This window comes from Bowdeniella nasicola, from assembly GCF_001907295.1.
Classification (GTDB): domain Bacteria; phylum Actinomycetota; class Actinomycetes; order Actinomycetales; family Actinomycetaceae; genus Bowdeniella; species Bowdeniella nasicola.
The window spans coordinates 1-24,290 of the sequence record NZ_MQVR01000038.1 but is presented as its reverse complement, the minus strand read 5'-3'; the positions used below and the strand labels follow the sequence as shown (position 1 = coordinate 24,290).

The 24,290-nt window shown below is 64.9% G+C and carries 21 protein-coding genes, 1 tRNA gene and 2 pseudogenes; 16 read left to right on the top strand and 8 right to left on the bottom strand.

Annotated elements, in window-relative coordinates; all coding sequences use genetic code 11:
* Positions 1 to 616, top strand: a 616-nt coding sequence (locus BSZ39_RS07445; protein ID WP_222842895.1) for a DDE-type integrase/transposase/recombinase, incomplete at its 5' end; no start/stop codon positions are given.
* Between the two features lie 108 nt (positions 617 to 724).
* Here BSZ39_RS07445 and BSZ39_RS07440 read toward each other — a convergent pair.
* From BSZ39_RS07440 to BSZ39_RS07430, 3 genes are all read right to left on the bottom strand, one after another.
* Positions 725 to 800 (bottom strand) — tRNA-Thr (locus tag BSZ39_RS07440).
* 57 nt (positions 801 to 857) lie between these two features.
* Positions 858 to 1,718: a DsbA family protein gene (locus tag BSZ39_RS07435; protein WP_073716734.1), complete on the bottom strand. Its 861-nt coding sequence runs from the start codon at positions 1,716 to 1,718 to the stop codon at positions 858 to 860.
* Positions 1,719 to 1,732: 14 nt separating this feature from the next.
* Entirely contained in the window at positions 1,733 to 3,493 is a 1,761-nt protein-coding gene (locus BSZ39_RS07430; protein ID WP_073716733.1) for a serine/threonine protein kinase, read from the bottom strand.
* A gap of 92 nt (positions 3,494 to 3,585) precedes the next feature.
* Here BSZ39_RS07430 and BSZ39_RS07425 point away from each other — a divergent pair, with 92 nt between their 5' ends.
* The 5 genes from BSZ39_RS07425 (at position 3,586) to BSZ39_RS07405 (ending at position 8,631) form a co-directional block, all read left to right on the top strand.
* Positions 3,586 to 5,010 carry an alpha,alpha-trehalose-phosphate synthase (UDP-forming) gene (locus BSZ39_RS07425; RefSeq protein ID WP_073716732.1) on the top strand — a complete coding sequence of 475 codons (1,425 nt, stop codon included), beginning with the start codon at positions 3,586 to 3,588 and terminating at the stop codon, positions 5,008 to 5,010.
* Positions 5,003 to 5,812, top strand: a complete 810-nt coding sequence (otsB, locus tag BSZ39_RS07420; protein ID WP_073716731.1) for a trehalose-phosphatase — start codon at positions 5,003 to 5,005, stop codon at positions 5,810 to 5,812. The genes BSZ39_RS07425 and otsB overlap by 8 nt, the downstream gene beginning before the upstream one ends.
* Before the next feature lie 151 nt (positions 5,813 to 5,963).
* Positions 5,964 to 7,079, top strand: a complete 1,116-nt coding sequence (locus BSZ39_RS07415) for an ABC transporter ATP-binding protein (protein ID WP_073716730.1) — start codon at positions 5,964 to 5,966, stop codon at positions 7,077 to 7,079.
* Between the two features lie 74 nt (positions 7,080 to 7,153).
* Positions 7,154 to 8,401, top strand: coding sequence for a DUF4032 domain-containing protein (locus tag BSZ39_RS07410; RefSeq protein ID WP_073716729.1), 1,248 nt, complete (start codon positions 7,154 to 7,156; stop codon positions 8,399 to 8,401).
* 8 nt (positions 8,402 to 8,409) lie between these two features.
* Positions 8,410 to 8,631, top strand: a complete 222-nt coding sequence (locus BSZ39_RS07405) for a hypothetical protein (protein WP_073716728.1) — start codon at positions 8,410 to 8,412, stop codon at positions 8,629 to 8,631.
* 10 nt (positions 8,632 to 8,641) lie between these two features.
* On the opposite strand, the gene BSZ39_RS07400 is transcribed toward BSZ39_RS07405, so the two are convergent.
* The 4 genes from BSZ39_RS07400 to BSZ39_RS07385 form a co-directional block, all read right to left on the bottom strand.
* Positions 8,642 to 9,502, bottom strand: coding sequence for a sugar phosphate isomerase/epimerase family protein (locus BSZ39_RS07400; protein ID WP_073716727.1), 861 nt, complete (start codon positions 9,500 to 9,502; stop codon positions 8,642 to 8,644).
* A 32-nt stretch (positions 9,503 to 9,534) separates the two neighbouring features.
* A complete protein-coding gene (iolG, locus tag BSZ39_RS07395) occupies positions 9,535 to 10,518 on the bottom strand; it encodes an inositol 2-dehydrogenase (protein ID WP_073716726.1) in 984 nt (327 codons plus the stop codon).
* A gap of 12 nt (positions 10,519 to 10,530) precedes the next feature.
* On the bottom strand, positions 10,531 to 11,610 hold the full coding sequence (locus BSZ39_RS07390; protein ID WP_073716725.1) for a transaldolase family protein: 1,080 nt from the start codon (positions 11,608 to 11,610) through the stop codon (positions 10,531 to 10,533).
* A gap of 111 nt (positions 11,611 to 11,721) precedes the next feature.
* Positions 11,722 to 12,489 carry a GntR family transcriptional regulator gene (locus BSZ39_RS07385; RefSeq protein WP_073716724.1) on the bottom strand — a complete coding sequence of 256 codons (768 nt, stop codon included), beginning with the start codon at positions 12,487 to 12,489 and terminating at the stop codon, positions 11,722 to 11,724.
* Positions 12,490 to 12,664: 175 nt separating this feature from the next.
* Here BSZ39_RS07385 and iolC point away from each other — a divergent pair, with 175 nt between their 5' ends.
* The 8 genes and pseudogenes from iolC to BSZ39_RS07345 form a co-directional block, all read left to right on the top strand.
* The gene (gene iolC / locus BSZ39_RS07380) at positions 12,665 to 13,636 is read left to right on the top strand and encodes a 5-dehydro-2-deoxygluconokinase (RefSeq protein ID WP_245792454.1); all 972 of its coding nucleotides are present in this window, start codon (positions 12,665 to 12,667) and stop codon (positions 13,634 to 13,636) included.
* Between the two features lie 2 nt (positions 13,637 to 13,638).
* Positions 13,639 to 14,502, top strand: a complete 864-nt coding sequence (locus tag BSZ39_RS07375) for a Cgl0159 family (beta/alpha)8-fold protein (protein WP_073716722.1) — start codon at positions 13,639 to 13,641, stop codon at positions 14,500 to 14,502.
* On the top strand, positions 14,499 to 15,386 hold the full coding sequence (gene iolB / locus BSZ39_RS07370; protein WP_073716721.1) for a 5-deoxy-glucuronate isomerase: 888 nt from the start codon (positions 14,499 to 14,501) through the stop codon (positions 15,384 to 15,386). Before BSZ39_RS07375 ends, iolB begins: the two co-directional genes overlap by 4 nt.
* A gap of 4 nt (positions 15,387 to 15,390) precedes the next feature.
* Positions 15,391 to 17,277 carry a 3D-(3,5/4)-trihydroxycyclohexane-1,2-dione acylhydrolase (decyclizing) gene (gene iolD, locus BSZ39_RS07365; RefSeq protein ID WP_073716720.1) on the top strand — a complete coding sequence of 629 codons (1,887 nt, stop codon included), beginning with the start codon at positions 15,391 to 15,393 and terminating at the stop codon, positions 17,275 to 17,277.
* A 134-nt stretch (positions 17,278 to 17,411) separates the two neighbouring features.
* Positions 17,412 to 18,905 (top strand): CoA-acylating methylmalonate-semialdehyde dehydrogenase, encoded by a 1,494-nt coding sequence (locus BSZ39_RS07360; RefSeq protein WP_073716719.1) that lies wholly within the window; start codon positions 17,412 to 17,414, stop codon positions 18,903 to 18,905.
* Between the two features lie 174 nt (positions 18,906 to 19,079).
* Positions 19,080 to 20,279: a Gfo/Idh/MocA family protein gene (locus BSZ39_RS07355; protein ID WP_073716718.1), complete on the top strand. Its 1,200-nt coding sequence runs from the start codon at positions 19,080 to 19,082 to the stop codon at positions 20,277 to 20,279.
* A gap of 6 nt (positions 20,280 to 20,285) precedes the next feature.
* On the top strand, positions 20,286 to 21,902 hold the full coding sequence (locus tag BSZ39_RS07350; RefSeq protein WP_073716717.1) for an MFS transporter: 1,617 nt from the start codon (positions 20,286 to 20,288) through the stop codon (positions 21,900 to 21,902).
* 115 nt (positions 21,903 to 22,017) lie between these two features.
* Positions 22,018 to 22,479, top strand: a pseudogene (locus tag BSZ39_RS07345) (zinc-binding dehydrogenase); the annotation flags it as partial.
* 116 nt (positions 22,480 to 22,595) lie between these two features.
* Here the strand turns inward: BSZ39_RS07345 and BSZ39_RS07340 are convergent.
* Positions 22,596 to 22,856, bottom strand: a complete 261-nt coding sequence (locus BSZ39_RS07340) for a hypothetical protein (RefSeq protein ID WP_073716716.1) — start codon at positions 22,854 to 22,856, stop codon at positions 22,596 to 22,598.
* 328 nt (positions 22,857 to 23,184) lie between these two features.
* Between BSZ39_RS07340 and BSZ39_RS07335 the strand changes: the two are divergent.
* Both BSZ39_RS07335 and BSZ39_RS14800 read left to right on the top strand, forming a co-directional pair.
* A pseudogene (locus BSZ39_RS07335) lies at positions 23,185 to 24,055 on the top strand (sugar phosphate isomerase/epimerase family protein).
* A 16-nt stretch (positions 24,056 to 24,071) separates the two neighbouring features.
* Positions 24,072 to 24,224 (top strand): hypothetical protein, encoded by a 153-nt coding sequence (locus BSZ39_RS14800; RefSeq protein ID WP_158025105.1) that lies wholly within the window; start codon positions 24,072 to 24,074, stop codon positions 24,222 to 24,224.
* Positions 24,225 to 24,290: the final 66 nt, after the last annotated feature.

Sequence of the window (24,290 nt, the reverse complement as noted above, 5' to 3'; positions counted from 1 at the left end):
CACATGGAGAGCCGGATGCTCAGGAATGGGCACGTCCGGTTCGGAGGGCGGCCAGCAGAAACCCATCCAGCGGCAACGCGGGCAGGGCGCTGCTGACCGACCCTACACGTATGTTGGAACGTGGGCGGGGATGGCGTATGTCGCGTTCGTGATCGACGTGTTCTCCCGCATGATCGTCGGCTGGAACGTCGCCGGGACGCTGCGCGCGGAGGTGCTGCCGTTACAGGCGTTGAACATGGCCGCGTGGGGCGCGCGCGGGTCGCTCGATGACCTCGTCCACCACGCCGATCATGGGTCGAACTACCTCTCGGTCGTCTACACGGATCGCATCAACGAGCTCGGCGCGACCCCGTCGACAGGGAGCATCGGTGACAGCTACGACAACGCCCTCGCCGAGGCCGTCAACGGGCTCTACAAGACCGAGCTGATCCGTCGGAAGGGCCCGTGGCGGACGGTCGAGCAGGTCGAGCTCGCGACGCTCGAGTACGTGTGGTGGTGGAACAACGCTCGTCTCCACGGCGAGCTCGATTACCGCACGCCGGTCGAGGTCGAGGAGGCGTACTACGCTGGCCTCGAATCAGCCCAGACAGCGCTCGCTGGACAGGGAAGCAGGTAGGAACGAAACCCAGGGCGATTCACAGCGATGGCTACAGTTGGCCGATTCCGCGACCGCCCGCTCCGCGTCCAGATACGACAAAACCCGCACTTTCGTGCGGGTTTCGCGTGGAGCCGACTAGGAGGCTCGAACTCCTGACCTGCTGTTTACAAGACAGCTGCTCTACCAACTGAGCTAAGTCGGCGGGCCCGGAAAACTCCGGGTATCCGGGGGTTAGCCGGATGAATGCTAGCAGAGGATCCTAGCTGTTATCCAGGATGTACTGACGCATCTGGGTGCCGTCGTTGTCGGTACCCCAGTTCTTCGGATCGAGCGTCTCGCCGTTCAGCAAGACGGTGGGGGTGCCCGAGATTCCAGCGTTGTCGGTCGCGTTCTTCGCGACGCGGTCGACGCTACCGTCGGCGATCTTGTCGACGATCTCCTGCTTCACGCCAACCTCGGCTGCGGCGGCAGCGATTTCCTTCGAGGACGGCATCGTGCCCTTGGCGCCACCGGCGACGAAGTTGTGCCAGACCTCGAAGAACTTCGAGTTCGCGGTGATGACCTTGCTCGGGTCGTCCTTCGCGATCGCGAAGATGGCGTCAGCCGCGCGCGACGGGTAGGAAGAATTGTCCGGGGTGCGGTCGAGGATCGCGACGGGGTGGAACACGAGGGTGATCTCACCGGCCTTCGCCATCTCGAGGAGCTTCGGGGTGCGCGACTGTTCGAAGGTGAAGCAGTGGCCGCAGGTGTAGTCCGCGTACACCTCGACGACGGGTTTGCCCTCGTTCGCGGTGTTCGCCTGCAGGTCCTTGCCGAACGAGATCGAACCGGCGGTCTTCGAGTTACCGACGTCGGTAGCGGAGAGCGCCTCGGAGGTTTCTTCGCCGGTCAGCTGGACAGTTCCGTCGCCGGAGCCGTTGGCGTTCGGCTTGTTCTTCGAGTTCGAGATGACGAAGTACACGACGCCAGCGACGATCAAGACGAGTGCGAGGATGCCTGCGATCGTAATGTTTCGCGTCCGCTTCGCTTTGGCTTCCTGCTCTGCACGCAGGCGGGCTGCTTCGGCGCGGGCGGCTTCCCTGCGCTCGGCCTTGGTCGACCGCGCATCATTGTGTCCCATTCGTAGTCCTTTTCTTAACGGGCGATCAGGCTAGTAAACCACGAGTCAATACTACTCAGCGGGTTCCACTGAGCCAGCGTCGGGGTGCCAAGCGTCACGAGGAGCAGCACGGCCGAAAGGCCCAGCAATGCCAAGGAAAATACCGCACGCGAATAGAATCCGGGAAATGTCAACGAAATGAGGCGTCTCGTCGCCTCCCGGCCGGCGGCGTAGCTCGGCTGCCACCACAGCACTGTGATGATGACTGCCATCGTGGCCGCGGCGGCGACCGGCGGCGTGCCGCCCTTCAGGCCGTTGAATCCCGTCGTGGAGATATCGGGGCTTGCGATGAGGTAGGAAATCGACATGACGACGCCGGAGAGGATGAGGTACCACACCGTCGCGAGCGCATGGCCGAGGGAATGCCACAGTCCGCGGGTCACGACGCGCACCGGGTCGGAGGGGCGCGGCCCGTAGCGCCAGCGCGACCACTGCAAGGAGCGCTGCCCCTGGCCGACAACGCCAGTGAGGAACATGGCGACGAGAACACCAACGAGGACCCAGCCCGGCCAGCGCAGCGATAGCGCGGAAAGCGCGGCCAGGATCGTGAGGCTCGTCCACGGGTACGGGACGGGGCCGCGAGGCACTGCCGGTTGTGCGACCGGGCCATACGGCTCGGCGGGCATCGCATACGGGTCGACGGGCTGCCCGTAGTCGGGATATGCCTGCTCCGGCTGCGCTTCGGGGATCACCGGCAGTTGACGCGTGGCATCTAGCGGCTGTTGCGAAAGCACCTGGGTTGCCGGTTCCCACTGTGGCGGCGTCACCGGTGGCGGGGGCGGCTGTTCTTCGGAAACCAGCGGCGCGTCCAACACATCGGTCATCGGCTCGCTCGCGAGCCGCGTCGTCGGTGGTTCGGTCTGGTTTTCGACTTCGGCCTTTGCGGCTTGCAGGTGCTCGGTCAAAAGGACTTGGCGCGGTCCCTCCGCGCTCTTGGGGTCCACCTCATCGCCGCGGTTCGCGGCCGCATAGATCTCGGTGAGAACCTCGCTGGGGTTCGGCCGATCCTCGGGCTCGACCGCGAGCGCCGCCGTTAGAATCTCGGCGACGTTGGCGGGCAGCCCGGCGGTATCGGGACGCTCGGAGTGCAGTCGCGCGATGATGCCCTGCGCGGGCCCGGTGCCGAACGGTGGGCGGGCCGTGCCGGCGAAGCACAGGACCGCGGCCCAACTCCACCAGTCCCCCGCCGGGGACGGGTCCTTGCCCGCGAGCGCCTGCGGGTCGAGGAAGCCTGCGGTACCGGTGACGAGGCCGGTTGCGGTGAAGCGTGCGTCGTCGGCGACCTGGGCGATTCCGAAGTCGATGAGCACCGGACCGCTCGCGTCCATCATGACGTTCGAGGGTTTCAAATCGCGGTGGACGACGCCTGCCGCGTGGATCTGTTCGAGCGCCCGCTTCAGCCCCGAGGCGAGACCGGCCAGTTCGGCGGCGTCATAGGCGCCCCAGGTTTCGACGTCGTCGTGCAGGGTCGGACCGTCGACGAGTTCGGTGACGATGAACGCGTCGGTGTCGTCGACCTCCGCGTCGAGGACCTGCGCGACGCCGGCGCCGCGGACCCGATGCAGGGTCGCGACCTCGCGGGCGAGGCGAGCACGCGCCTTCGGATCCGCGCTGATGGCCGGGTGCAAAATCTTGACGGCAACATCGCGCCCGTCGGCATCGATTGCGCGGTAGACGCGACCCATGCCACCGGAACCAATTTGCTCGCCCAGGTAGTAGCCCCCGAACCCTTCCATGTCCCTAGTATCGGTGAGGAGCGCGGCGGTGGGAAACGTACCGGCTCCCCGTTCGATACCCTGAAGGGGAGATAGCCGAGTAAGGAGAACTCATGTCCGGCACGGCCGAAGTCGTCGTTGTTGCCAACCGTCTACCCGTTGATATTTCCGTCGATAGCAAGGGAAAAATGAGTTGGGACCGCGCGCCCGGAGGACTCGTCACGGCGCTCGCACCCGTGATGCGTTCCCGCCACGGCGCCTGGGTCGGCTGGAGCGGTAAGCCGGACCTCGATGTCGAACCGTTCGACGGCGACGGGATGCACCTCGTACCCGTCACGCTGTCGGGCGAGGACGTCAAGGACTACTACGAAGGTTTTTCCAACGGCACGCTGTGGCCGCTCTACCACGATGTCATCGTCGACCCCGAGTTCCACCGCGCCTGGTGGAACTCCTATGACAAGGTCAACCGCCGGTTCGCAAAGGCCGCGGCCGAAGCCGCCGCCGAGGGTGCGACCGTCTGGATTCACGACTATCAGCTCCAGCTCGTGCCCGCGCTGCTGCGCAAGCTCCGGCCCGACGTGACGATCGGTTGGTTCAACCACATCCCGTTCCCACCGGTCGAGATCTTCTCGCAGTTGCCGTGGCGCGAACGCGTCCTGCAGGGTCTGCTCGGGGCCGACGTCATTGGCTTCCAGCGCTCGTGGGACTCGGAAAACTTTTTGCGCTCCGTCAAACGCCTCACCGGGGACAAGGTCCGTGGCACGACGGTGCACGTCCAGGCGCGTCCGAAGGTTCCGACGCGGCAGGTCAAGGTCGGCGTCTACCCGATCTCGATCGACACGGCCGCCTTCGATGAGCTCTCCCGCACCGAGAAGGTCGCTAAGCGCTCCCGCCAGATCCGAGCCGAGCTCGGCAACCCCGACGTGCTGCTGCTGGGCGTCGACCGACTCGACTACACCAAGGGCATCCGCCACCGCCTGAAGATCATGGGCGAGCTGTTGCGCGATCACCGCGTCAAGGCTCCCGAGGTCTGCCTCGTCCAGGTGGCTTCCCCCTCGCGCGAGCGCGTCGAGCAGTACAAGACGCTGCGCGATGAGGTCGAGGTGACCGTCGGCCGGATCAACGGCGACTACGCGGCGCTCGGCCGCTCCCCCGTCCACTATCTGCACCAGACGTTCCCCGTCGAGGAGATGGCGGCCCTGTACCGCGCGGCCGACGTCATGCTCGTGACCTCGCTGCGCGACGGCATGAACCTCGTCGCGAAGGAATTCATCGCGGCCCAGGTCGACCTCGACGGTGTCCTCGTGCTGTCGGAGTTCACGGGCGCGGCCGATGACCTGCCGCAGGCGCTCGTCATGAATCCGCACGACATCGAGGGCGCAAAGCGCATCGTCATGCAGGCGATCGACATGCCGAACGATGAAAAGCGCCGCCGCATGCGTGCCCTGCGACGCAAGGTTGCGAAGGAGGACGTCGCCGCGTGGGCGGACCGGTTCTTCGCCGATCTTGCCAAGGTCAAGGAGTCCAATAATGACTGACCTCGCCGCCGATCTCGCTCAGGCGGCTGCGACTGACCGACTCCTGCTCGCCCTCGACTTCGACGGCTCCCTCGCGCCCATCGTGCCCGTGCCCGAGGACGCCCGGATGCTGCCCGAACTCATCGGCACGATCGCGGACCTTTCGGCCTCGCCGTCGGTCACTCTCGTGCTCGTCTCGGGCCGGGCGGGTGACTCGCTCGCCCACTGCGCCGAGGCGCCGAGCGGCACCCGCGTCGTCGGCTCGCATGGCGCCCAGTGGGGAACGATCGAAACCGAGGGCGGCGAGCGCCATTTCGTTTCGAGCCCGCTGCACCTGTCCGAGACCGAGAGCCAGCTCCTTGCTGACCTCACGCGCCAGTTGGAGGACATCGCCGCACGCCACGAGGGCGTGCACGTCGAATACAAGCCGGCCGCGAGCGTCCTGCACACGCGCCGCGCCGATTCCGACGTCGCTGCGGCAGCCGAGGCAGCACTCGATGCAGGGCCGGCGACGCTGCCCGGCGTCAACGTGCTGCGTGGCAAGGCCGTGACCGAGCTGTCGGTCCTGCACACGAACAAGGGCGAGGCACTCAAACGCCTCATCGATGAGCTCGACGCGACGTACGCGATCTATGCGGGCGATGACGTCACCGACGAGTTCGCGTTCGCCGCCCTCGCGGCCGCCGATATCCCCACGATGACGATCAAAGTCGGCGAGGGCGCCTCCCTCGCGCCCCACCGCGTCGCGGGCCCAACCGAGCTCGCCGAAGTGTTGCGCGATCTCGCGCAACACATCCTTGGTCACGTTTCGCAAACGTCCTAGGACTTTTCATTCTGCGTGTGAGACACTAATACCGGTCGAACGCCAAAACAGCATCGTTTTGGGGCGACTGTGTCAGTGCGGACACGCTTCTGACATCTTTCACAACGGATCGTCCGGCACGTACCTGCCGGTGAAGGGATGTACTGAACTCATGGCCTCGGTAACCTATGACAACGCCACGCGCGTTTACCCCAACACCGAACGTCCAGCAGTCGATAGCCTCAACCTCGAGATCGCCGATGGTGAATTCCTCGTCCTGGTTGGGCCCTCTGGCTGCGGTAAGTCAACTTCCCTTCGGATGCTCGCCGGCCTCGAGGACGTGAACTCGGGCCGCATCTTGATCGGTGACCGCGACGTCACCGACGTGCAGCCGAAGGATCGCGATATCGCGATGGTGTTCCAGAACTACGCGCTCTACCCGCACATGACTGTTGCGGACAACATGGGCTTCGCGCTCAAGATCGACTCCACCCCGAAGGACGAGATCGACAAGCGCGTGAAGGAAGCAGCCCGCATCCTTGACCTCACCCAGTACCTCGACCGCAAGCCGAAGGCCCTCTCGGGTGGCCAGCGTCAGCGTGTCGCCATGGGCCGCGCCATCGTGCGTCAGCCCCAGGTGTTCCTCATGGATGAACCCCTGTCCAACCTCGACGCGAAGCTGCGTGTCCAGACCCGCACCCAGATCGCGTCCTTGCAGCGCCGCCTCGGAGTCACCACCGTCTACGTCACGCACGACCAGACTGAGGCCCTGACGATGGGTGACCGCATCGCGGTGCTGAAGGACGGCATCCTGCAGCAGGTCGGCACCCCGCGCGAAATGTACGACACCCCGGCCAATGTCTTCGTTGCCGGCTTCATCGGCTCCCCCGCCATGAACATCGGTACGTTCAACCTGCGCGACGGCTACGCCGAACTCGGCGAAGCCAAGGTGCTCATCACCCGCGAGACCGCTGAGGCCGCCGACGGCGACCAGATCACGGTCGGCTTCCGCCCCGAGTCCCTGGACGTCGTGCCCGAGGGCACCGACGGCTCCATCCCGGTGCGTGTCAACCTCGTCGAGGAGCTCGGCTCCGACGCCTTCATCTACGGCGAACTCGCAGGCTCCGACGAGCTCGGCGAGAAGCTCGGCTCCGGTGAAGACGCCGACCAGGTCATCGTCCGCGTGCCCCCGCACTCAGCCCCCGACAAGGGCGAGATCGTCCACGTGCGCATTCGCGAAGGCGAACAGCACAACTTCTCCACCAAGACTGGCGAGCGCCTGCCGTAAGCCACACACGCTAAGCGGGCCGTCGGATTTTTTCTGGCGGCCCGCTTGCCGCGTGCGCATGAAAGAATAGCCCCATGGTCGCCCAGCTGAAGATCACCGCAGCCTCCGTCGATCCGGCGCTGCTTGATCTACCGTGGGAGATCCCGCTAACGGAATGGCCGGACTCCGTCCTAGCTGCCCTCCCCCGTGGTATTTCCCGTCATATCGTGCGCTTCGCCCACCTGTCCGGGCGCGTCGTCGCCGTGAAGGAAATCGGCGAAACCGTCGCGCACAGCGAATACGAAATGCTGCGCGCCCTGCGCCGCCTCGGCGCACCCTGCGTCCTGCCGCTCGCCGTCATCACCGGCCGCCGCGACCGCAGCGGCGAAGAACTCACGCCCGCGCTCGTCACGCAGCACCTGAGCTTCTCACTGCCCTATCGCGCCCTGTACTCGCGCTCGATGCGCACCGCGACCGGCGAACGCCTCATCGACGCGCTCGCGGTCCTGCTCGTGCGGCTGCACACGCTCGGCTTCTACTGGGGCGACGTGTCCCTATCGAACACCCTGTTTCGCCGCGACGCCGGTGCCTTTGCCGCTTACCTCGTCGACGCCGAAACCGGCGAGCTCCACGCAAAACTCACGCCCGGCCAACGCAACTACGACGTCGACCTGGCCCGCACGAACATCATCGGCGAACTCATGGACCTGCAGGCCGGCGGTGTCATCGACGAAGCCGAAGACCTCATCGCGATCGGCGACCGCCTCGTCGACCGCTACCACTCCCTGTGGAACGAACTCACCGCGCCCGAAGCCTTCGACGTTTCGGAGCGCTGGCGCGTCGCCGAACGCATCAACCGGCTCAACAACCTCGGCTATGACGTCGACGAACTGCAACTGTCGACCGACGCCGATGGCACGACCGTCCATATCCAGCCGAAGATCGTCGACGCCGGCCACTACCACCGGCAGGTCATGCGCCTGACGGGCCTGGACGTGCAGGAAAACCAGGGCCGGCGCATGCTGAACGACCTCGCGTCCTACCGCGTCATGACGGGCCGATCCGACGACCCGATCGAGATCGTCGCCCACGACTGGGTGACCGACGTCTTCGAACCGACGGTGCGCGCCGTCCCGCGCGAACTGTCGGGCAAGCTCGAGCCCGCCGAGATTTTCCACGAGGTCCTCGAGCACCGCTGGTACATGTCCGAGCAGCAGCAGCGCGACGTCCCCACCTCGGAGGCCGTGGCCTCCTATGTCGCGGACGTGCTGCCGAACCGCGAGGACGAGCAGACGTTCCTCTCGCTCGGCGACACCGCAGAGCTCGAAGCGATCTCGGACTAGGCGACATCATGCCACTCATCCCGAGCATCATCGGCGCGTTCTCGCTCGTCGTCCTGCTTTACGGCGCTGCAGCAACCGGATCTATCATCGTGATCGTTGCGATCCCGATCGTGGCGCTCCTCGCGGTGGCGTTCACCGCGTCGCAGCGAAAAGCCCACGACCGAGTGACGGTCGTGGACAGGTGCGTCAGGGGCACGAGATCGCGCTGGAGTTCGATCTCGTGCCCCTGAAGTTTTGTGCTTACGCGAGCGCCTTCAGTGCTTCGAAGGACTTGCGAGCGTTGTCGATCGGGCCGCCGCCGGCGGGCGGTTCCTCATCGAGCATGATGTCCTGCTCCAGGACGTAGTAGCCGTCGAAGCCGGCTTCGTTCAGCTTCTCGACGATCGCCTTGAAGTCGATATCGCCTTCGCCGATCGGGGCGAACATGCCCTGCTTGACGCCGTCGCCCCAGACGAGTTCGCCGGTGAGCAGCTTGTCGGTCATGTCCTTGTGGATGTCCTTGGCGTGGACGATGTCGACGCGGTCCGCGTACTTCTCGACGAGCGCGAGGACGTCGGCGCCGCCGCAGGCGAGGTGGCCGGTATCGAGGCACAGGCCGACGGTCGAGTTGTCGAGCACTCGCTCGACCTCGTCGACGTTCTGGACCATCGTGCCCCAGTGCGGGTGCAGGCAGGCGGTCACGCCGCGCTCCTTGCAGACCTCGGTGATGCGCGACAGGTTGGTGAACAGCGTCTTCCAGCCCTCCTCGTCGAGCACCGGGCGGTCGTCGTAGCCTTCCTGGCCGGAATCGGCGGCAAGGATCAGGTAGGAGCCACCCGCGACCTCGAACGCGTCGAGTTCCTTGTTGACGGCGGGAATCGGGTCGGATTCCGGATCGTGCATGACAGCGAGGAAGAACGCGCCGACCGGCTCGAGGCCGTAGCCGCCGACGGCTTCGGCGCGGGCCTGCGGTTCGGTGGGCAGCCAGCCCTGCGGGCCGAACTCGGTCGCGGTAAGGCCGAGTTCCTTCATCTCGGTCAGGACCCGCTCCGGTCTCATCTGGTAGCCCCAGCCGGGGACCTCACATACTCCCCAGCTGATGGGGGCGCCTGCAATCTTCATAGTCTTCTCCTTTGGCGTCGTTGCCGGTCGTGTTACAGGGTGACGGGGGTGCCGGTGCGGGCGGACTTTTCGGCCGCTTCGGCGATGGCGAGGGCGGCGGCGCCGTCCTTCAGGGATGGGGACGGGGTCCGCTTGTTCTCGACGGCGTCGATGAACTCAGCGAGCTCGAGCCGGTAGGCGGCGTCGTAGCGTTCGAGGAAGAAGTCCAGGTACGGATCCTTCGCGTCGGTCGCTTCTCCGGTCGAGACCTGGACCGTGGTCTCGCGGATGTTGTCCGCGTTCACGGTCGCCTTATCGCCAAAGACTTCCAGCCGCTGGTCATAGCCGGCCGAGCAGTGCCGCGAGTTCGTGATCGTCGCGGCGACGCCGTCGGCGTTGGTCAGCGTGATGATCGCGCCGTCGAAGTCGCCGCTGTCGGCGAGCTCGGGATCGAGGTTCTGGCCGACCGCGAAGACCGTCGCGATATCTCCGAGGAAGAAGCGAGCCATGTCGAATTCATGGATCGTCATGTCCTTGAAGATGCCGCCGGAGGAGGCGAGGTATTCGCGCGGCGGGGCCGCGGGGTCACGTGAGATGATCGTGACCTGCTCGACCTTGCCGATGACGCCGCCATCGACGAGGCGCCGAACCTTCGCGAACGACGGATCGAAACGGCGGTTAAAGCCCAGCATGACCTGCGGGTCGAGCCCTTCGAGATCGGCAAAGAGCTTGTCGATCGTCTCGGTATCCATCGCGATGGGCTTTTCGCACAGGACCGGCTTTCCGACCTTCGCCGCGGCGAGGATCTGCTCGGCGTGCAGCGGGGTGGGCGAACAGATGATGATCGCGTCCACCTCGGGGTCGCTGATGACCTCGGCCGGGTCCGCCGTGTGGCGGGCACCGTGGGCTTCGGCCAGTTCGCGGGCCGCGTCCTCACACGGATCCGCGATCATGGCGACGCTGGCGCCGGGATGCGCGGCGATCGAACGGGCGTGGACCTTAGCGATCCGGCCGGCTCCAAGAATTCCGATGCGCATGGCCACCTGTCCTTAAACCGCGGGGAGGATGATGTTGCGCACGAGGACGTCCAGATCGTTGCACGCGTCGAGGAACTGGCGCAGCGTCTTGACCGTCGGGCCGAAGGAGATGAACTCTTCTTCGCTCATGCCATCGACCTCGTAGGCGCGGTTGAAGTCCGAGATGCGGCGCAGCTCGTCGAGGTAGTGCTCGGCGACGGGCTCGTCGATCTTCGTGACCGGCTTGTAATCGGAGCCGTTGATAATCTGCTGCCACTTGAACGGCGGAGAAACCACCATGTCGCCGCCCTGCATCTCGGACCACTGGTAGCAGTTCCGGAAGGCCGCGACGAGGACGCGGGCGGTGAAGCCGCGCTCGTTGAAGATTTCGTAGGCGCGCTTGGCGGCGGCGATGCCGGCCCATTCGAGCGCGGAGGCGTCGATGAAGATCTTGTCGCGGGCGACAACGCCCTTCAGCCAGTCATCGAGACGGCCGGCCATGATCGTGACGACCGGGCCCATCTGGGAGATGTCGTGGCCGGCGGCCTTGCGGCGTTCGAGGCCCCGCTCGATCGCTTCGGCGGCGGCGACGGCCTGCGGCACCGAGAAGGAGACGGTCACGTTGATGGATACGCCGCGTTCGGTGGCGTCCTCGATCGCCTCGATGCCAGTCTTGGTCGCGGGGATCTTCACGACGATGTTCTTAGCCAGGTTGTGGAATTCTTCGGCCTGGTCCGCGAGCGCCTTGGGATCGCGGTACAGGCGCGGGTCGGTCTGCACAGACAGGCGGCCGTTGCGGCCGTTGTGCTTCTCAAAGGCCGGCTCCAGCATCTTCGCGGCTTCCACCGACATGCCCTTGACGGCCTGCCAGCCGATCTCAGATTCGCCCCACGTGGGGTTGTCCGCGGCGATCTTCTTGATCCGATCGACCCAGATGTCAGGGTGCTTGGAGATCGTCGTGTAGGCGATCACCGGGTTACAGGTGGCGCCGACGCCCCCGAAAGAAATCGACTGGCGTAGTTCTTCCGGATCCGACGAGTCATTCCACAGCACGGTGTCGAACGCGCGGTTGGCGTCCAGCAGCGGGCCCTCGGTGTACTCGATGTCGCTCATGTTGCTCCCTCGCTGTTTTCACTTCCGCCGACGTTGGCGGGCGACTGATAGGACCAGGTTAATAACAAAGAGCGAGCGCGGTCAACTGTTTGTATGAACAAACTTTCTGAACTAGTCGGCAAACATCGGAATCGTCACGCGATACTGCGCGGCGTCGTAGACATGAGAGCCAAATTCCACGACTCCCCCGTCGGCGTCGTAGGCGATCCGCTCCATCGTCACGAGCGCCGTGCCAGGCTCGAGATCGAGCAGCTCAGCTTCGCGCTTGTCCGCGTTCTTCGCGCCGACAACCTGGATCGCGGAGGCGATCTCCACGCCGCGCTGCGACAGGCACTCATACAGCCCGCTGCGCGTGAGTTGCGAGAGCGTCGGCGCATGTTCGATCGGCAGCACGTTGTGCATGATCGCGAGCGGCGAGTCATTGGCGCCGCGGACGCGGTCGATCACCACGAGTTCGTCGCCGACGGCGCGCCCAAGCTTTTCGGCGATGACCTCATCGGCGAGCTGGACGCTATAGGACAGGACCTCGGTATTGGGCGTATGGCCGGCCTTGATGAGGTCGCCATACAGGCTCGTCAGCCCGATCTTGCGGTGGACATGCGCCGGGGTCACCCTTGTGCCCGCACCGCGCCGCCGCACCAGCAGGCCGTCGGCGACGAGATCTTGCAGTGCGCGCCGCGCGGTCGGGCGCGAGACATCGAGGCGGCGCGCGAGCGATACCTCGTCTTCGATGAGGCGGCCCGGTTCGACCTCGCCAGAGAGGATCAAGTCCGTGATCGGTTTGGCGATCTGTCGATAGAGTGGCACGTCGGATTCGCGATCGAGCGTGACCTGAGGAACAAAGGGCTCATCGAGACGCTCTCGATTGGGTCGCGACACTGAAGTCTCCTCGCGTTAGTTGCCGCTGCAGCGCGGTAAGTTCCCCCTATTGTACTGGTCCAAATCGGACATCACCTATCCTACGCGCCGAAAACCTCTTTTTTGTCCTTACAAATCTTGACTATGGCTCGACTTGGTCGCACAATAAATGGTGTCGAGCGAAGGAGATCAACCTATGAGCGACATTGACGTCGTCACAATCGGACGTTCCGGCATCGATATCTATCCCCTGCAAACTGGCGTCGGCCTCGAAGACGTAGAAACCTTCGGAAAGTTTTTAGGTGGATCGCCCACGAACGTTGCCGTGGCAGCCGCCCGTTATGGCCACAGCGCCGCGACGATTACTGCGGTGGGCGATGATCCTTTTGGCCGCTTCGTGCGTCGCGAGATGACGCGACTGAACGTGAGCGCCGATTTCGTCGTGACCAACACTGAGTACAAGACTCCGATTACGTTTTGCGAAATCTTCCCACCTGATGACTTCCCGCTGTACTTCTACCGGGAGCCCTCGGCCCCGGACCTGGCGCTGACGTCGCAGGACATTCCGCTGGAAGCCGTCCAGCGGGCGAAGGTCTTTTTGTTCTCTGGTTCCGGCATGTCGGTCGAGCCCTCGCGCTCCGCCCACCACACGGCGCTAGATGCGCGCCGGAAGTTCGGCTGGACCATCATGGACCTCGATTACCGCCCGATGTTCTGGGACGACGAGGAGACCGCCCACCGAGAGATCTCCAGCGTCTTGGAGCACATCAACGTGGCCGTGGGCAATAAGGAAGAATGCCGCGTCGCCGTCGGCGAGACCGACCCCGACCGTGCGGCGGATGCACTGCTCGAGCGCGGCCTAGATCTCGCGATCGTGAAGCAGGGCCCGAAGGGCACGCTGGCGAAGACCGCCGATGAGCGCATCGAAGTTCCCGTCACCAAGGTCGAGGTCTGCAACGGCCTGGGCGCCGGCGACGCCTTCGGTGGCGCGCTATGTCACGGCCTGCTGTCCGGCTGGAGCGTCGCGAAGACGATCCATTTCGCCTCCACCGCCGGCGCGATCGTGGCCTCCCGCCTCGAATGCTCGACGGCGATGCCGACCGAGGATGAGGTGCTCGACATGATCGCCGCCCACCCCGAGACCAAACCTCACGTGGAAGCGCGGTAGCGATGAAGATCTCCGATCTCCCCCACGTCCGGATGTATGAGCCGGAGCGGATTGCGAAGGCGTTCGATGTCCGCAAGCCGGGCACGATGCCGGCCCCCGGCGAGAACATGATGATCATCGCGTGCGATCACCCCGCCCGCGGCGCGCTCGCCGCCGGGGATGACCCGATGGCGATGTCCAACCGCGAAGACCTGCTCGAGCGCTGCGTCGCTGCGCTCGCCCGCCCGGGCGTGACCGGCTTCCTCGGCACGGCCGACATCATCGAGGACCTCACGCTGCTCGGCGCCCTGGAAGGCAAGCTCGTGTTCGGGTCGATGAACCGCGCCGGCCTGCAGGGCTCGAGCTTCGAGATGGACGACCAGTTCAACTGCTACGACGCGCATGGCATCGTCGCCGCCGGACTCGACGGCGGCAAGACGCTCACGCGCATCAACATGCAGGACCCGGCAACGCCCGACACGCTGCATGCGACGTCACAGGCGATCAACGAGCTGGCCGAGCATCGCAAGCCGATCATGGTCGAGCCCTTTATCTCCCATTGGCACGATGGCCGCATCACGAACGAGCTCACCCCCGACGCGGTCATCCGCTCGATCGCGATCGCCTCCGGGCTGGGCCGCACGTCGGCCTACACCTGGCTAAAGTTGCCCTATGTGGACGATATGGAGCGCGTGATGGCCTCCTGCCCGCTCCCCGCCCTCATCCTCGGCGGGGAAGTCCCCGCGGACCCAGAGGCCGCGCTGGTCGGCTGGGCGTCTGCGATGTCCTTACCCCATGTCTTCGGCCTGGTCATCGGCCGATCCCTTTTGTACCCGCGCCACGGAGATGTGGAGCGGGCCGTCGACGAAGCAGTGGAGTTGCTATGAACGAGAACCACAAGTACCACGTCAAAGCGGGCGACGGCGCCACCGCGCCGTTCGACACCGTCATCACGACCGCGCGCGCGGGCTGGGACTGGTGCTCGCTGAAGATCGCCGCGCTGTCGGCCAGAGAGAGCGCCCAGATCGCGACCGAAGACGACGAGATGCTGGTCCTGCCGCTGCAGGGTTCAGTCACCGTCACCGTCGATGACGAGACCTTCGAGCTCGCCGGCCGCGACAGCATCTTTACCGACATCACCGACTACCTATACATCCCGCGCGGCAAGACGTTCACGCTGACCGCCAAGACGGATGGCCGGTTCGCGCTGCCGTCGACGAAGTCCACAAAGGACCTGCCGGTTCGCTACTGCCCGCGCACCGAGGTCAAGACCGGGCTGCGCGGCTCGGGTATCTGCTCGCGCCAGGTCAATAACTACGCGCTCGGCAACGACCTCGAAACCTCACATCTGCTCGTGTGCGAGGTCCTCACCCCGGGCGGCAACTGGTCGTCCTACCCGCCGCACAAGCACGACGTGCACTCCGATATCGAGCGCGAACTCAAGGAGATCTACTACTTCGAAATCGCTCCCGGCGGCCCCGGCGATCAGACCGAAGGCTTCGGCCTGCAGCGCGTCTACTCCTCAGGCAAGGACATCGACGTGTGCGCGGAGGTCCGCACCCGCGACACCGTCCTGGTCCCCTACGGTTACCACGGCCCGTCCGTCGCGGCGCCGGGCCACACGATGTACTACCTGAATGTCATGGGCGGTCCCGCCGAGGATTCGGCCTGGCTCATGACCGACGACCCCTGCCACACCTGGCAGCGGCAGGCCTGGGAAGGCGACGACGTCGACCCACGGCTGCCGATGACCCCTATGAACGAGGAGTAAAACCGTGAGCACCATCCGCCTCACCGTTGGCCAGGCCATCATCCGCTTCCTGGTCCACCAGTACGTCGAGCGCGACGGCAACGAAGAGCGCTTCATCACCGGCGCGTTCGGCATCTTCGGCCACGGCAACGTCGCCGGCATCGGCCAGGCCCTGCTGCAAAACGAGATCGACCCCGACGCCGACGGCGGCGCGATGCCCTACATCATGCCGCGCAACGAGCAGGGCATGGTCAACGCGGCCGCGGCCTACGCCAAGGCGTCGAACCGCATGCGCGCGATGATGTGCACGGCCTCGATCGGCCCGGGCTCGCTCAACATGGTGACGGGCGCGGCGCTCGCGACGACGAACCGCCTGCCCGTGCTGCTGTTCCCGTCCGACCAGTTCGCCACCCGCCACCCGGACCCGGTCCTCCAGCAGGTGGAAAACGCCCAGACGCTGGACACGTCGGTGAACGACGCGTTCCGCCCGATCGCCGCGTTCTTCGACCGGATTAACCGGCCCGAGCAGCTGCTGCCCTCGCTCATGCAGGCGATGCGTACCCTGACGGATCCCGCCGACACCGGCGCGGTCGTCGTCTGCCTCCCGCAGGACGTCCAGGCCGAGGCCTACGACTTCCCCGAGGAAATGTTCGCCAAGCGCGTCTGGCACGTGCGCCGTCCCCCGGTGGAAAAGGCCGCGCTCGATCGCGCGGTCGCGCTCATCCGCGAGGCGAAGCGCCCGCTCGTCGTCGCCGGTGGCGGCGTCATCTACTCCGAGGCCTCCGAAGAACTGCGCGCCTTCGCCTCCACAACGGGCATCCCGGTCTCGGACACCCAGGCCGGCAAGGGCGCGATCAACTTCGATCACCCGCAGTCCGTCGGCGGCGTCGGGTCGACCGGCGGCGAAGCCGCCAACCACCTGGCCGATAAGGCCGACCTCGTCATCGGTATCGGCACACGCTACTCCGATTTCACGACGGCATCGCACACCCAGTTCAAGAACCCCGACGTCACGTTCATCAACGTGAACGTCAAGGCCTTCGACGCGGTGAAGCACGGCGCGGAGATGCTCGTCGCCGATGCGCGCGCAACGCTCGCCGGTCTCACCGAGGCGCTCGCCGACCACTCCGTCAGCGAGGACTACGCGGCCGAGATCGCGAAGGAAAAGGCGTCGTGGGAGGACAAGGTCCAGCACTGCTACCACCTGGACCACGGCCCGCTGCCCGCCCAGACCGAGGTCTTCGGCGCCCTGAACGAACTGCTCGGCGATGAGGACGTCGTCATCAACGCCGCCGGTTCGATGCCGGGCGACCTGCAGGCGCTGTGGCAGGCCCGCACGCCCACCCAGTACCACGTCGAGTACGCGTTCTCGACGATGGGCTACGAAATCCCGGCCGCGCTCGGCGTGAAGCTCGCGCTGCCAGACTCCGAGGTCGTCGCGATCGTCGGCGATGGCACGTACCAGATGCTGCCGATGGAGCTCGCCACGATTGTCCAGGAGGGTGTGAAGGTCATCTTCGTCCTGCTGCAAAACCACGGCTTCGCCTCAATCGGCGCGCTGTCCGAGTCGCGCGGCTCGCAGCGCTTCGGCACGAAGTACCGGATGGGCGGCGGCGAGGCCCACAATGCCGAGGGCGAGCTCGTCCCCGTCGATATCGCGACCAACGCCGAATCGTGGGGCATCAACGTCCTGCGCGTGAAGACGATGGCGGAGTTCCGCTCCGCCTACCGCGAGGCCGAGGCCTCGAAGCGCGCGACGATGATCTACATCGAGACCGACCTGTACGGCCCGAACCCACCGAACTCGTCCTGGTGGGACGTGCCGGTCAGCCAGGTTTCGCGACTCGAGTCGACCCAGCAGGCCTATGAGGAGTACGTGGCGGCGAAGGGCGATCAGCGTCACTACCTGTAAAACGCAGCGGGAAGCGGCGGGGAGTTGGACCACAGCGGTCAAGCTCCCCGCCGCTTTCATCACATTTGTCCTTACAAAGACCGATTTAGTGTATTCTTATTTATGACAACAGGAACTGCAACGAGGAGTTCACCTTGACTACCATCACCCACTGGATCAACGGCGAGGCCTACGAGGGCACCCCGGCTGCTACCCAAGACGTTGAAAACCCCGCCACAGGTGAGGTCGAAGGCACTCTCTTGATGGCAAGCTCTAAGGATCTCGACCACGCTGTCACCGTCGCCCGCGAGGCCCAAAAGACCTGGCAGAACTACTCGCTCGCCAAGCGCGTGGCGATCATGTACAAGATGCGCGAACTCGTCCTTGCCAACCAGGACGAACTCGCCAAGGCCATCGTCAACGAACACGGCAAGGACTACTCGGACGCCCTCGGAGAAATCCAGCGCGGCCGCGAGACCCTCGACTTCGCGTGCGGCATCGACGCCGCCCTGAAGGGCGAGTACTCGTCGAACGTCTCCACCGGCGTCGACGTCCATTCGATCCGCCAGCCCGTCGGCGTCGTCGCCGGCATCTGCCCCTTCAACTTCCCCGTCATGGTGCCGATGTGGATGCACCCGATCGCGATCGCGACCGGCAACGCCTTCATCCTCAAGCCCGCGACCCCGACCCCGACGGCCTCGCTCATCATCGCTCGCCTCTACAAGGATGCCGGCCTGCCCGATGGCGTATTCAACGTCGTTTCCGGTTCGCGCCACCTCGTCGAGGACATGCTCAAGCACCCGGGCATTGACGCGATCTCCTTCGTGGGCTCTACCCCGGTCGCCCACATCATTCAGAACACCGGCGTCCAGCACGGCAAGCGCGTCCAGGCGCTTGGTGGCGCGAATAACCACGCCATCGTCATGCCGGACTGCGACCTCGAGTTCGCCGCCAAGCACATCTCGGCTGCGGCCTTCGGCGCCGCTGGCGAGCGCTGCATGGCCCTGCCCGTCGTCGTCGCCGTGGACGGCATCGGCGACAAGCTCGCCGAAGAGGTCAAGAAGCACGCCGAGAAGATCAAGGTCGGCTACGGCCTCGACGAGGGCGTCCAGATGGGCCCGGTCATTTCGGCCGACGCCAAGAAGCGCATCGTCGGCCTCGTCGACGACGCCGAAAAGCAGGGCGCGACCGTCACGCTCGATGGCCGCAAGCTCACGATCGAGGGCCACGAGGGCGGCCACTTCATCGGCCCGACCATCGTCACCAACGTGCCGCTCGACTGCGACCTGTACAACGATGAGGTCTTCGGCCCCGTCCTCACGATCGTCGAAGCCGACTCCTACGAGCAGGCCATCGAGATCGTCAACAACCAGCCGTTCGGCAACGGCGCCGCCATCTTTACCAACGATGGCGGCGCGGCCCGTACCTTCCAGCTCGACGTCGAGGCCGGCATGGTCGGCGTCAACGTTCCGATCCCGACGCCGGTCGCCTACTACTCGTTTGGCGGCTGGAAGGATTCACTGATCGGCGACACCCACATCCACGGCCCCGAGGGTCTGCGTTTTTGCACGCGCGCCAAGGTCATCACGACCCGCTGGCCCTCGGAAGGCACCTTCGAAGCGACAATGTCATTCCAACGTGAGGAGTAAGGCTAGCGCCTGATTCCGCGACGGAGCCCCGGCAATCGCCGGGGCTCCTTGTTGTTGACACCTTCAATTATCCTTACATTTGAAAACTCTTGTGCACAATGTCATGACATATGCTAGGCTCTTCGCAAGAGCGCATCCCCAGTGATGTGGGTCGCGTGCTCGGAAGGAGAAGACATGTCAAAGAAGACCCTGAATATCGGCGTCATCAGTCTGGGCTGGATGGGACGTCTGCATACCCGCAGCTATAAGCAGCTGCAGGAGCGGTTCCCGAACCTGGGAGTCGATCTTAAACTCGTCGTTGCGTGTGATCCGGTTGCCGAATACCAGCGAGTCGCTGTGGAGGAACTCGGATTTGAGCGCGCGGTCGCGGACTACCACGAAGTCCTCGACGATCCCGAGATCGATGCGGTTTCCATTTGCGCCCCTAACTACCTACATCGCGAGATCGCGGTTGCCGCTGCCGAAGCCGGCAAGCCGTTCTGGATCGAAAAGCCCATGGGCGTCAGCGCGGAAGAAGCCCGCGAGATTGCCGAAGCCGCCGAAAAGGCCGGCATCGCGACCGCCGTCGGTTTCAACTACCGCCACGCCCCGGCCATTCAGAAGATGCGCGAACTCATCCGCTCCGGTCGCCTCGGCCGCATCACGAACGTGCGCGCCTGGCTGATCGCGGACTACGCTTCCTCCCCCGACGGCCCGCTCACGTGGCGCTATGATCGCGCCCGCGCCGGCGCCGGCGTCGTCGGTGACCTCATGAGCCACGGCGCGGACCTGGTCCAGTACCTCGTCGGCCGCATCGAGCAGGTCAGCGCTCTGACCGGCACCTTCATCGCCGACCGCCCGATCCCCACGAAGATGGGCATCGGCCACACCGGCTGGGAGGTCTCCGATGAGCGCGGCGCCGTCGAGAACGAAGACTACGTCGCGATGATGGTCCGTCTCGAAAACAACGTCATCGGCACGCTCGAATCCTCCCGCGTCGCGGTCGGCCCGCGCGCCGAGTACATCGTCGAGGTCTACGGCACCGACGGTTCGGCCCGCTGGAACTTCGAGCACCTGAACGACCTCGAGGTCTGCATCGGCCGCGATAACGAGTTCCAGGGCTACACCCGCGCCATGGCAGGTCCCACCTTCCACGACTTCATGCGTTTCCAGCCCGGCGCGGGCACCTCGATGGGCTTCGACGATTTCAAAGCGATCGAAGCAGCGCTCTTTGTGGAATCGATCCTCACCGGCACGCAGGTCTCCCCCTCGGTCGCCGATGGCTGGGCCGCCGCCGAAGTCGACGATGCCGTCGTCCGCTCGGTCGAGACCGGCACGTGGCAGGACGTTCCCACTGTTTCAGGTACGACGACGTACAACCTTACGAAGGACTAAACCTCGATGAGTAACACACGCCCCACACTGGAGGCCGCCGACCAGATGGTCGCGGATACTCCCGCCTCCGGCAAGCACCGCTCGCTTGGCTGGATTGCCGGCATCGCGACGCTCGGATCCTTCCTCTTCGGCTACGACACGGGTGTCATCTCCGGCGCACTGCCGTACATGTACATGTCGGAAGCGGCCCACGGCCTGCACCTGACCGCGGCCGAAGAAGGCTGGGTCGGTGGCCTCCTGCTCCTCGGTGCCGCGATCGGCGCGCTCACGGGCGGGCAGCTGTCGGACCGCTTCGGACGCCGCCACAACCTGCTCGTCCTCGCCGCGATCTTCCTCGTCGGCGGCGTCGGCACGGCGCTGGCCCCGAACCTGTGGATCATGTACATCATGCGCTTCATCCTCGGCCTGGCCGTGGGTGGTGCCTCCGCGACGGTGCCCGTCTACCTCGCCGAGACCGCGCCGAAGCGCATCCGCGGCACGATCGTCGCCATCGATCAGCTCATGATCGTCGTCGGCCAGCTGGCCGCCTTCACTTTCAACGCCGTCATCAACGCCGCCTACGGTGGCCCGACGATCGAGATCGCCTCCGACCCGTCCGGCTACCTGCAGCCCGGCGCGCAGCCGTGGTCCAACGTCACCGCGCTGCAGTCCCAGCTCGATCCCGACGCCTACCAGGCGTTCGTCAACCAGCTCGTCATCAACGGCGGTAACGGCTCGGCCTGGCGTCTCATGCTCGTGCTGTGCACGATCCCCGCGGTCTTCTTGTGGATCGGCATGCGCATGATGCCGGAATCGCCCCGCTGGTACGCGGCCAACCGCAAGTACTACGAGGCCATCGGCGCGCTCAAGCGCATGCGTGACGATCGCGACGAGCCAATCGAAGACGAGTTCAAGGACATGCTGCGCAAGCAGGAGGCCGAGGCGCACCAGAAGAAGGGCACCTTCTCCGACCTGTTCCGCGTCCCGTGGATCCGGCGGCTCTTCCTCGTCGGCTTGCTCCTTGCCGCATCGAACCAGCTCACGGGCGTCAACACGGTCATGTACTACGCCCCGAAGGTCCTCGAATACGCCGGTATGACGACGTCCGCGTCGATCACCGCGCAGGTCGCGAACGGCGTGATGTCCGTGATCGGCTCCGCGCTCGGCCTCTACCTGGTCTTCCGGTTCCGTCGCCGCCAGATCCTACTGTTCTGCATCGCGGGCGTTGCCTGCTGCATGTTCGCGATCGCCGCGACGTTCGGCATCCTCATTGCCCCACACGTCGCCGAGGGCACGAAGCCTGACGCCTGGGCCGCGTTCGTCGTCCTCGCCGTCATGGGTGTCTTCATGCTCATCGTGCAGTCCTCCAACGGCCCCGTCGTGTGGACGATGCTCGGCGAGATGTTCCCGGCCTTCATCCGCGGTATCGCGAACGGCTCGGCCGTGTTCTTCCTCTGGTGCGTCAACGCCCTGGTCACCGTGACCTTCCCGGTCATGATGCAGGACCTCGGCGGCACCATCACCTACTCCATCTACGGCGTCATCAACATCCTGGTCTTCCTCGGACTGTGGAAGTGGATGCCGGAGACCTCGGGCCTCTCCATGGAGGAGATCGAGGTCGAGATGGAAAAGAAATTCTCGTAGATCGGAGGTGAAGCAAAATGTCATCGCCCATTCCGGAAACGATGCGTGCCGCAGTGTTGCGGGACGTCGCGAAGGGGCTACAGATCGAGGAAATCCGAACCCCCAGCCCCCGCGCTGTGCGGCCCTGACCGCCTATGGCGCGGTGCGCAATGCCGCTGATCTGCGCTACGGCCAGTCGGTCGCCGTCGTTGCCACCGGCGGCGTCGGGTCGAACATCATCCAGATCGCCAAGGCGTTTGGCGCGAGCGACATCATCACCATCGACGTGGCCGATGACAAGCTCGAAGCCGCCCGCTCGCTCGGCGCGACCGGAACCGTGAACTCCAAGAACGAGGACGTTCGCGAGGCTGTCGCCGCGCTGACCGATGGCAAGGGCGTCGACATCGCGTTCGAGGCGCTCGGTCGCCCCGAGACGTGGCCCTCTGCCCTCGATGCGCTGAAGGATGGCGGCCGCATGGTCCCGATCGGCCTCGGCGCTGGTGTCCAGACCGCGGCGGTCGAGATCAACCGGACGGTGCGCCGTTCTCAGTCGATCATCGGCTCCTACGGTGCGCGCACGCGCCATAACCTGCCGGCCGCCTGGCCGAAGGCTCTATCCGCGGCCGCGCGGTCATCGACATGTCGCTGTAGCCGCCGCAAACACAAACGTGGGGCCCCGGATTTTTCCGGGGCCCCACGAGTATGTCTAGAGAGTTAGGCGTGAGCGAGAACGCTCCGCACAGCGGTCACAACCGTGACCGTCGCGGCAACAAGGCCGGCACCAATCGTGAGAATCGGAGTCGTCGCGACACCGACAACCGAAATGATGAACATGGCGGCGAGCAGCGCAAAGAAAAGCTGAGCGCGCTTAACGGAATCGCAATTAAGAGCCAAGTCGCGCTGGTACTCAGAGGTAGGGCGTGCAGCGATGGCTAGCGTGGAAATGGTGATCTCCTTGGTGATCAGGCAGAGCACCTGACGTGCTCTGCACGTCTGTGTACTACTTGTCTGGCTTCAGGAGCCATTGCTTATGTCAGCACTTTCAATAGTAGTCTCGCGCCGCTAGCTTGCAAGCCCTCCCCCACGCTCGCGACTCAATGAAACGTCACTTTATGGCGTAATCATGCGGTTTTCTTGCTTAGAGTGATATCCGTTACTCGCCGGAGGTCTCGCTATCTCCCAGGTTACAATGTCGCCCGCAAACCCCTTGTTCCCAAATATGTCCGGACATATAAGAGGGTGTCCAGGTCGCTGGATCGACATGCAATGGTGCGTACGGACTGTGCAGGAAGCGAGAACGGTCGTGGTCGATATCGCCCTAGACCCGAATATGTACTACCGGACGATGTCAACGGCGGACCCGCTGCGTAAGGCCCGCGAACTCGGGTACGACTTCGTCGAACTATCCCCCAACGAAGAATTCCATTTCTGGCATCGCTACCCCAAGGGCGATGACGCCTTCGTGGCGGAGATGAAGAAGGCGGTGAAGGACACGGGCGTGACGATCCGCACGCTCAACCCAGTCTTCAACTGGGCGAGCACCGATGAGACCGAACGCGTCGCCCAGGTGCGCAACTGGCGCCGCCTCCTTGAGCCCGCCGATCAGCTCGACGTGCGCGAGATCGTCTCGGAGTTCTCCGGCAACCCGAATACTCCTGTCCAGTGCGAGCACCAGTGGTATCGCTCGATCGAAGAGCTCACCCCCCGACTTCGAAAAGCACGGGATCCGCCTCAACATGGAGGCCCACCCCTATGACTTCGTCGAACTGCACGACGACGCCTTCTCGATCGTGCGCGGGGTCAACAAGGACTGGATCGGCTACGAATACTGCTGCCCCCACACCTTCCACCTGTCCGATGGCGTGGGCGATGCCGGCCGCATGATCCGCCACAGCGCACCGAAGCTGCGCGAGGTCCACATCGCCGACACGTTCAACCATCGCGCGAACGACGGCAACCGCTACATCATCAACCCGCCCGGCGTCGATGCGCGCGTGCACCAGCACAACGAGCTCGGCAATGGTGAGGTCCCGTGGGACGAGGTCTTCGACGCCCTGCGCGAGATCAACTTCGATGGCGTGCTGTCCGTGTGCACGTTCGGATGGCACGAAACCGCTGACGAATCCACCACCCGCGTCCTTGCCCGGCTGAAGGCCGAGTTCGGCCTCGACTAACAGACAAAGGAGTCTCATGACTAAGCCCCTATCGGTCGCCGTGATCGGCGCCGGCATGGCCGGACGCACCCACGCCAACGCGTGGCGCGAGGGCATCCTCGGGGATGTCTTCCACTTCGATGGCCGCTACTGGTGCGATTACGGAGTTGAGTCCCTCATAGTGGTGTAGCGGGGTGGTCGTGCTGGACAGCAGGGCGGTCACCGCGTGATCCTCGAGTTCATCTTCTACAACTCA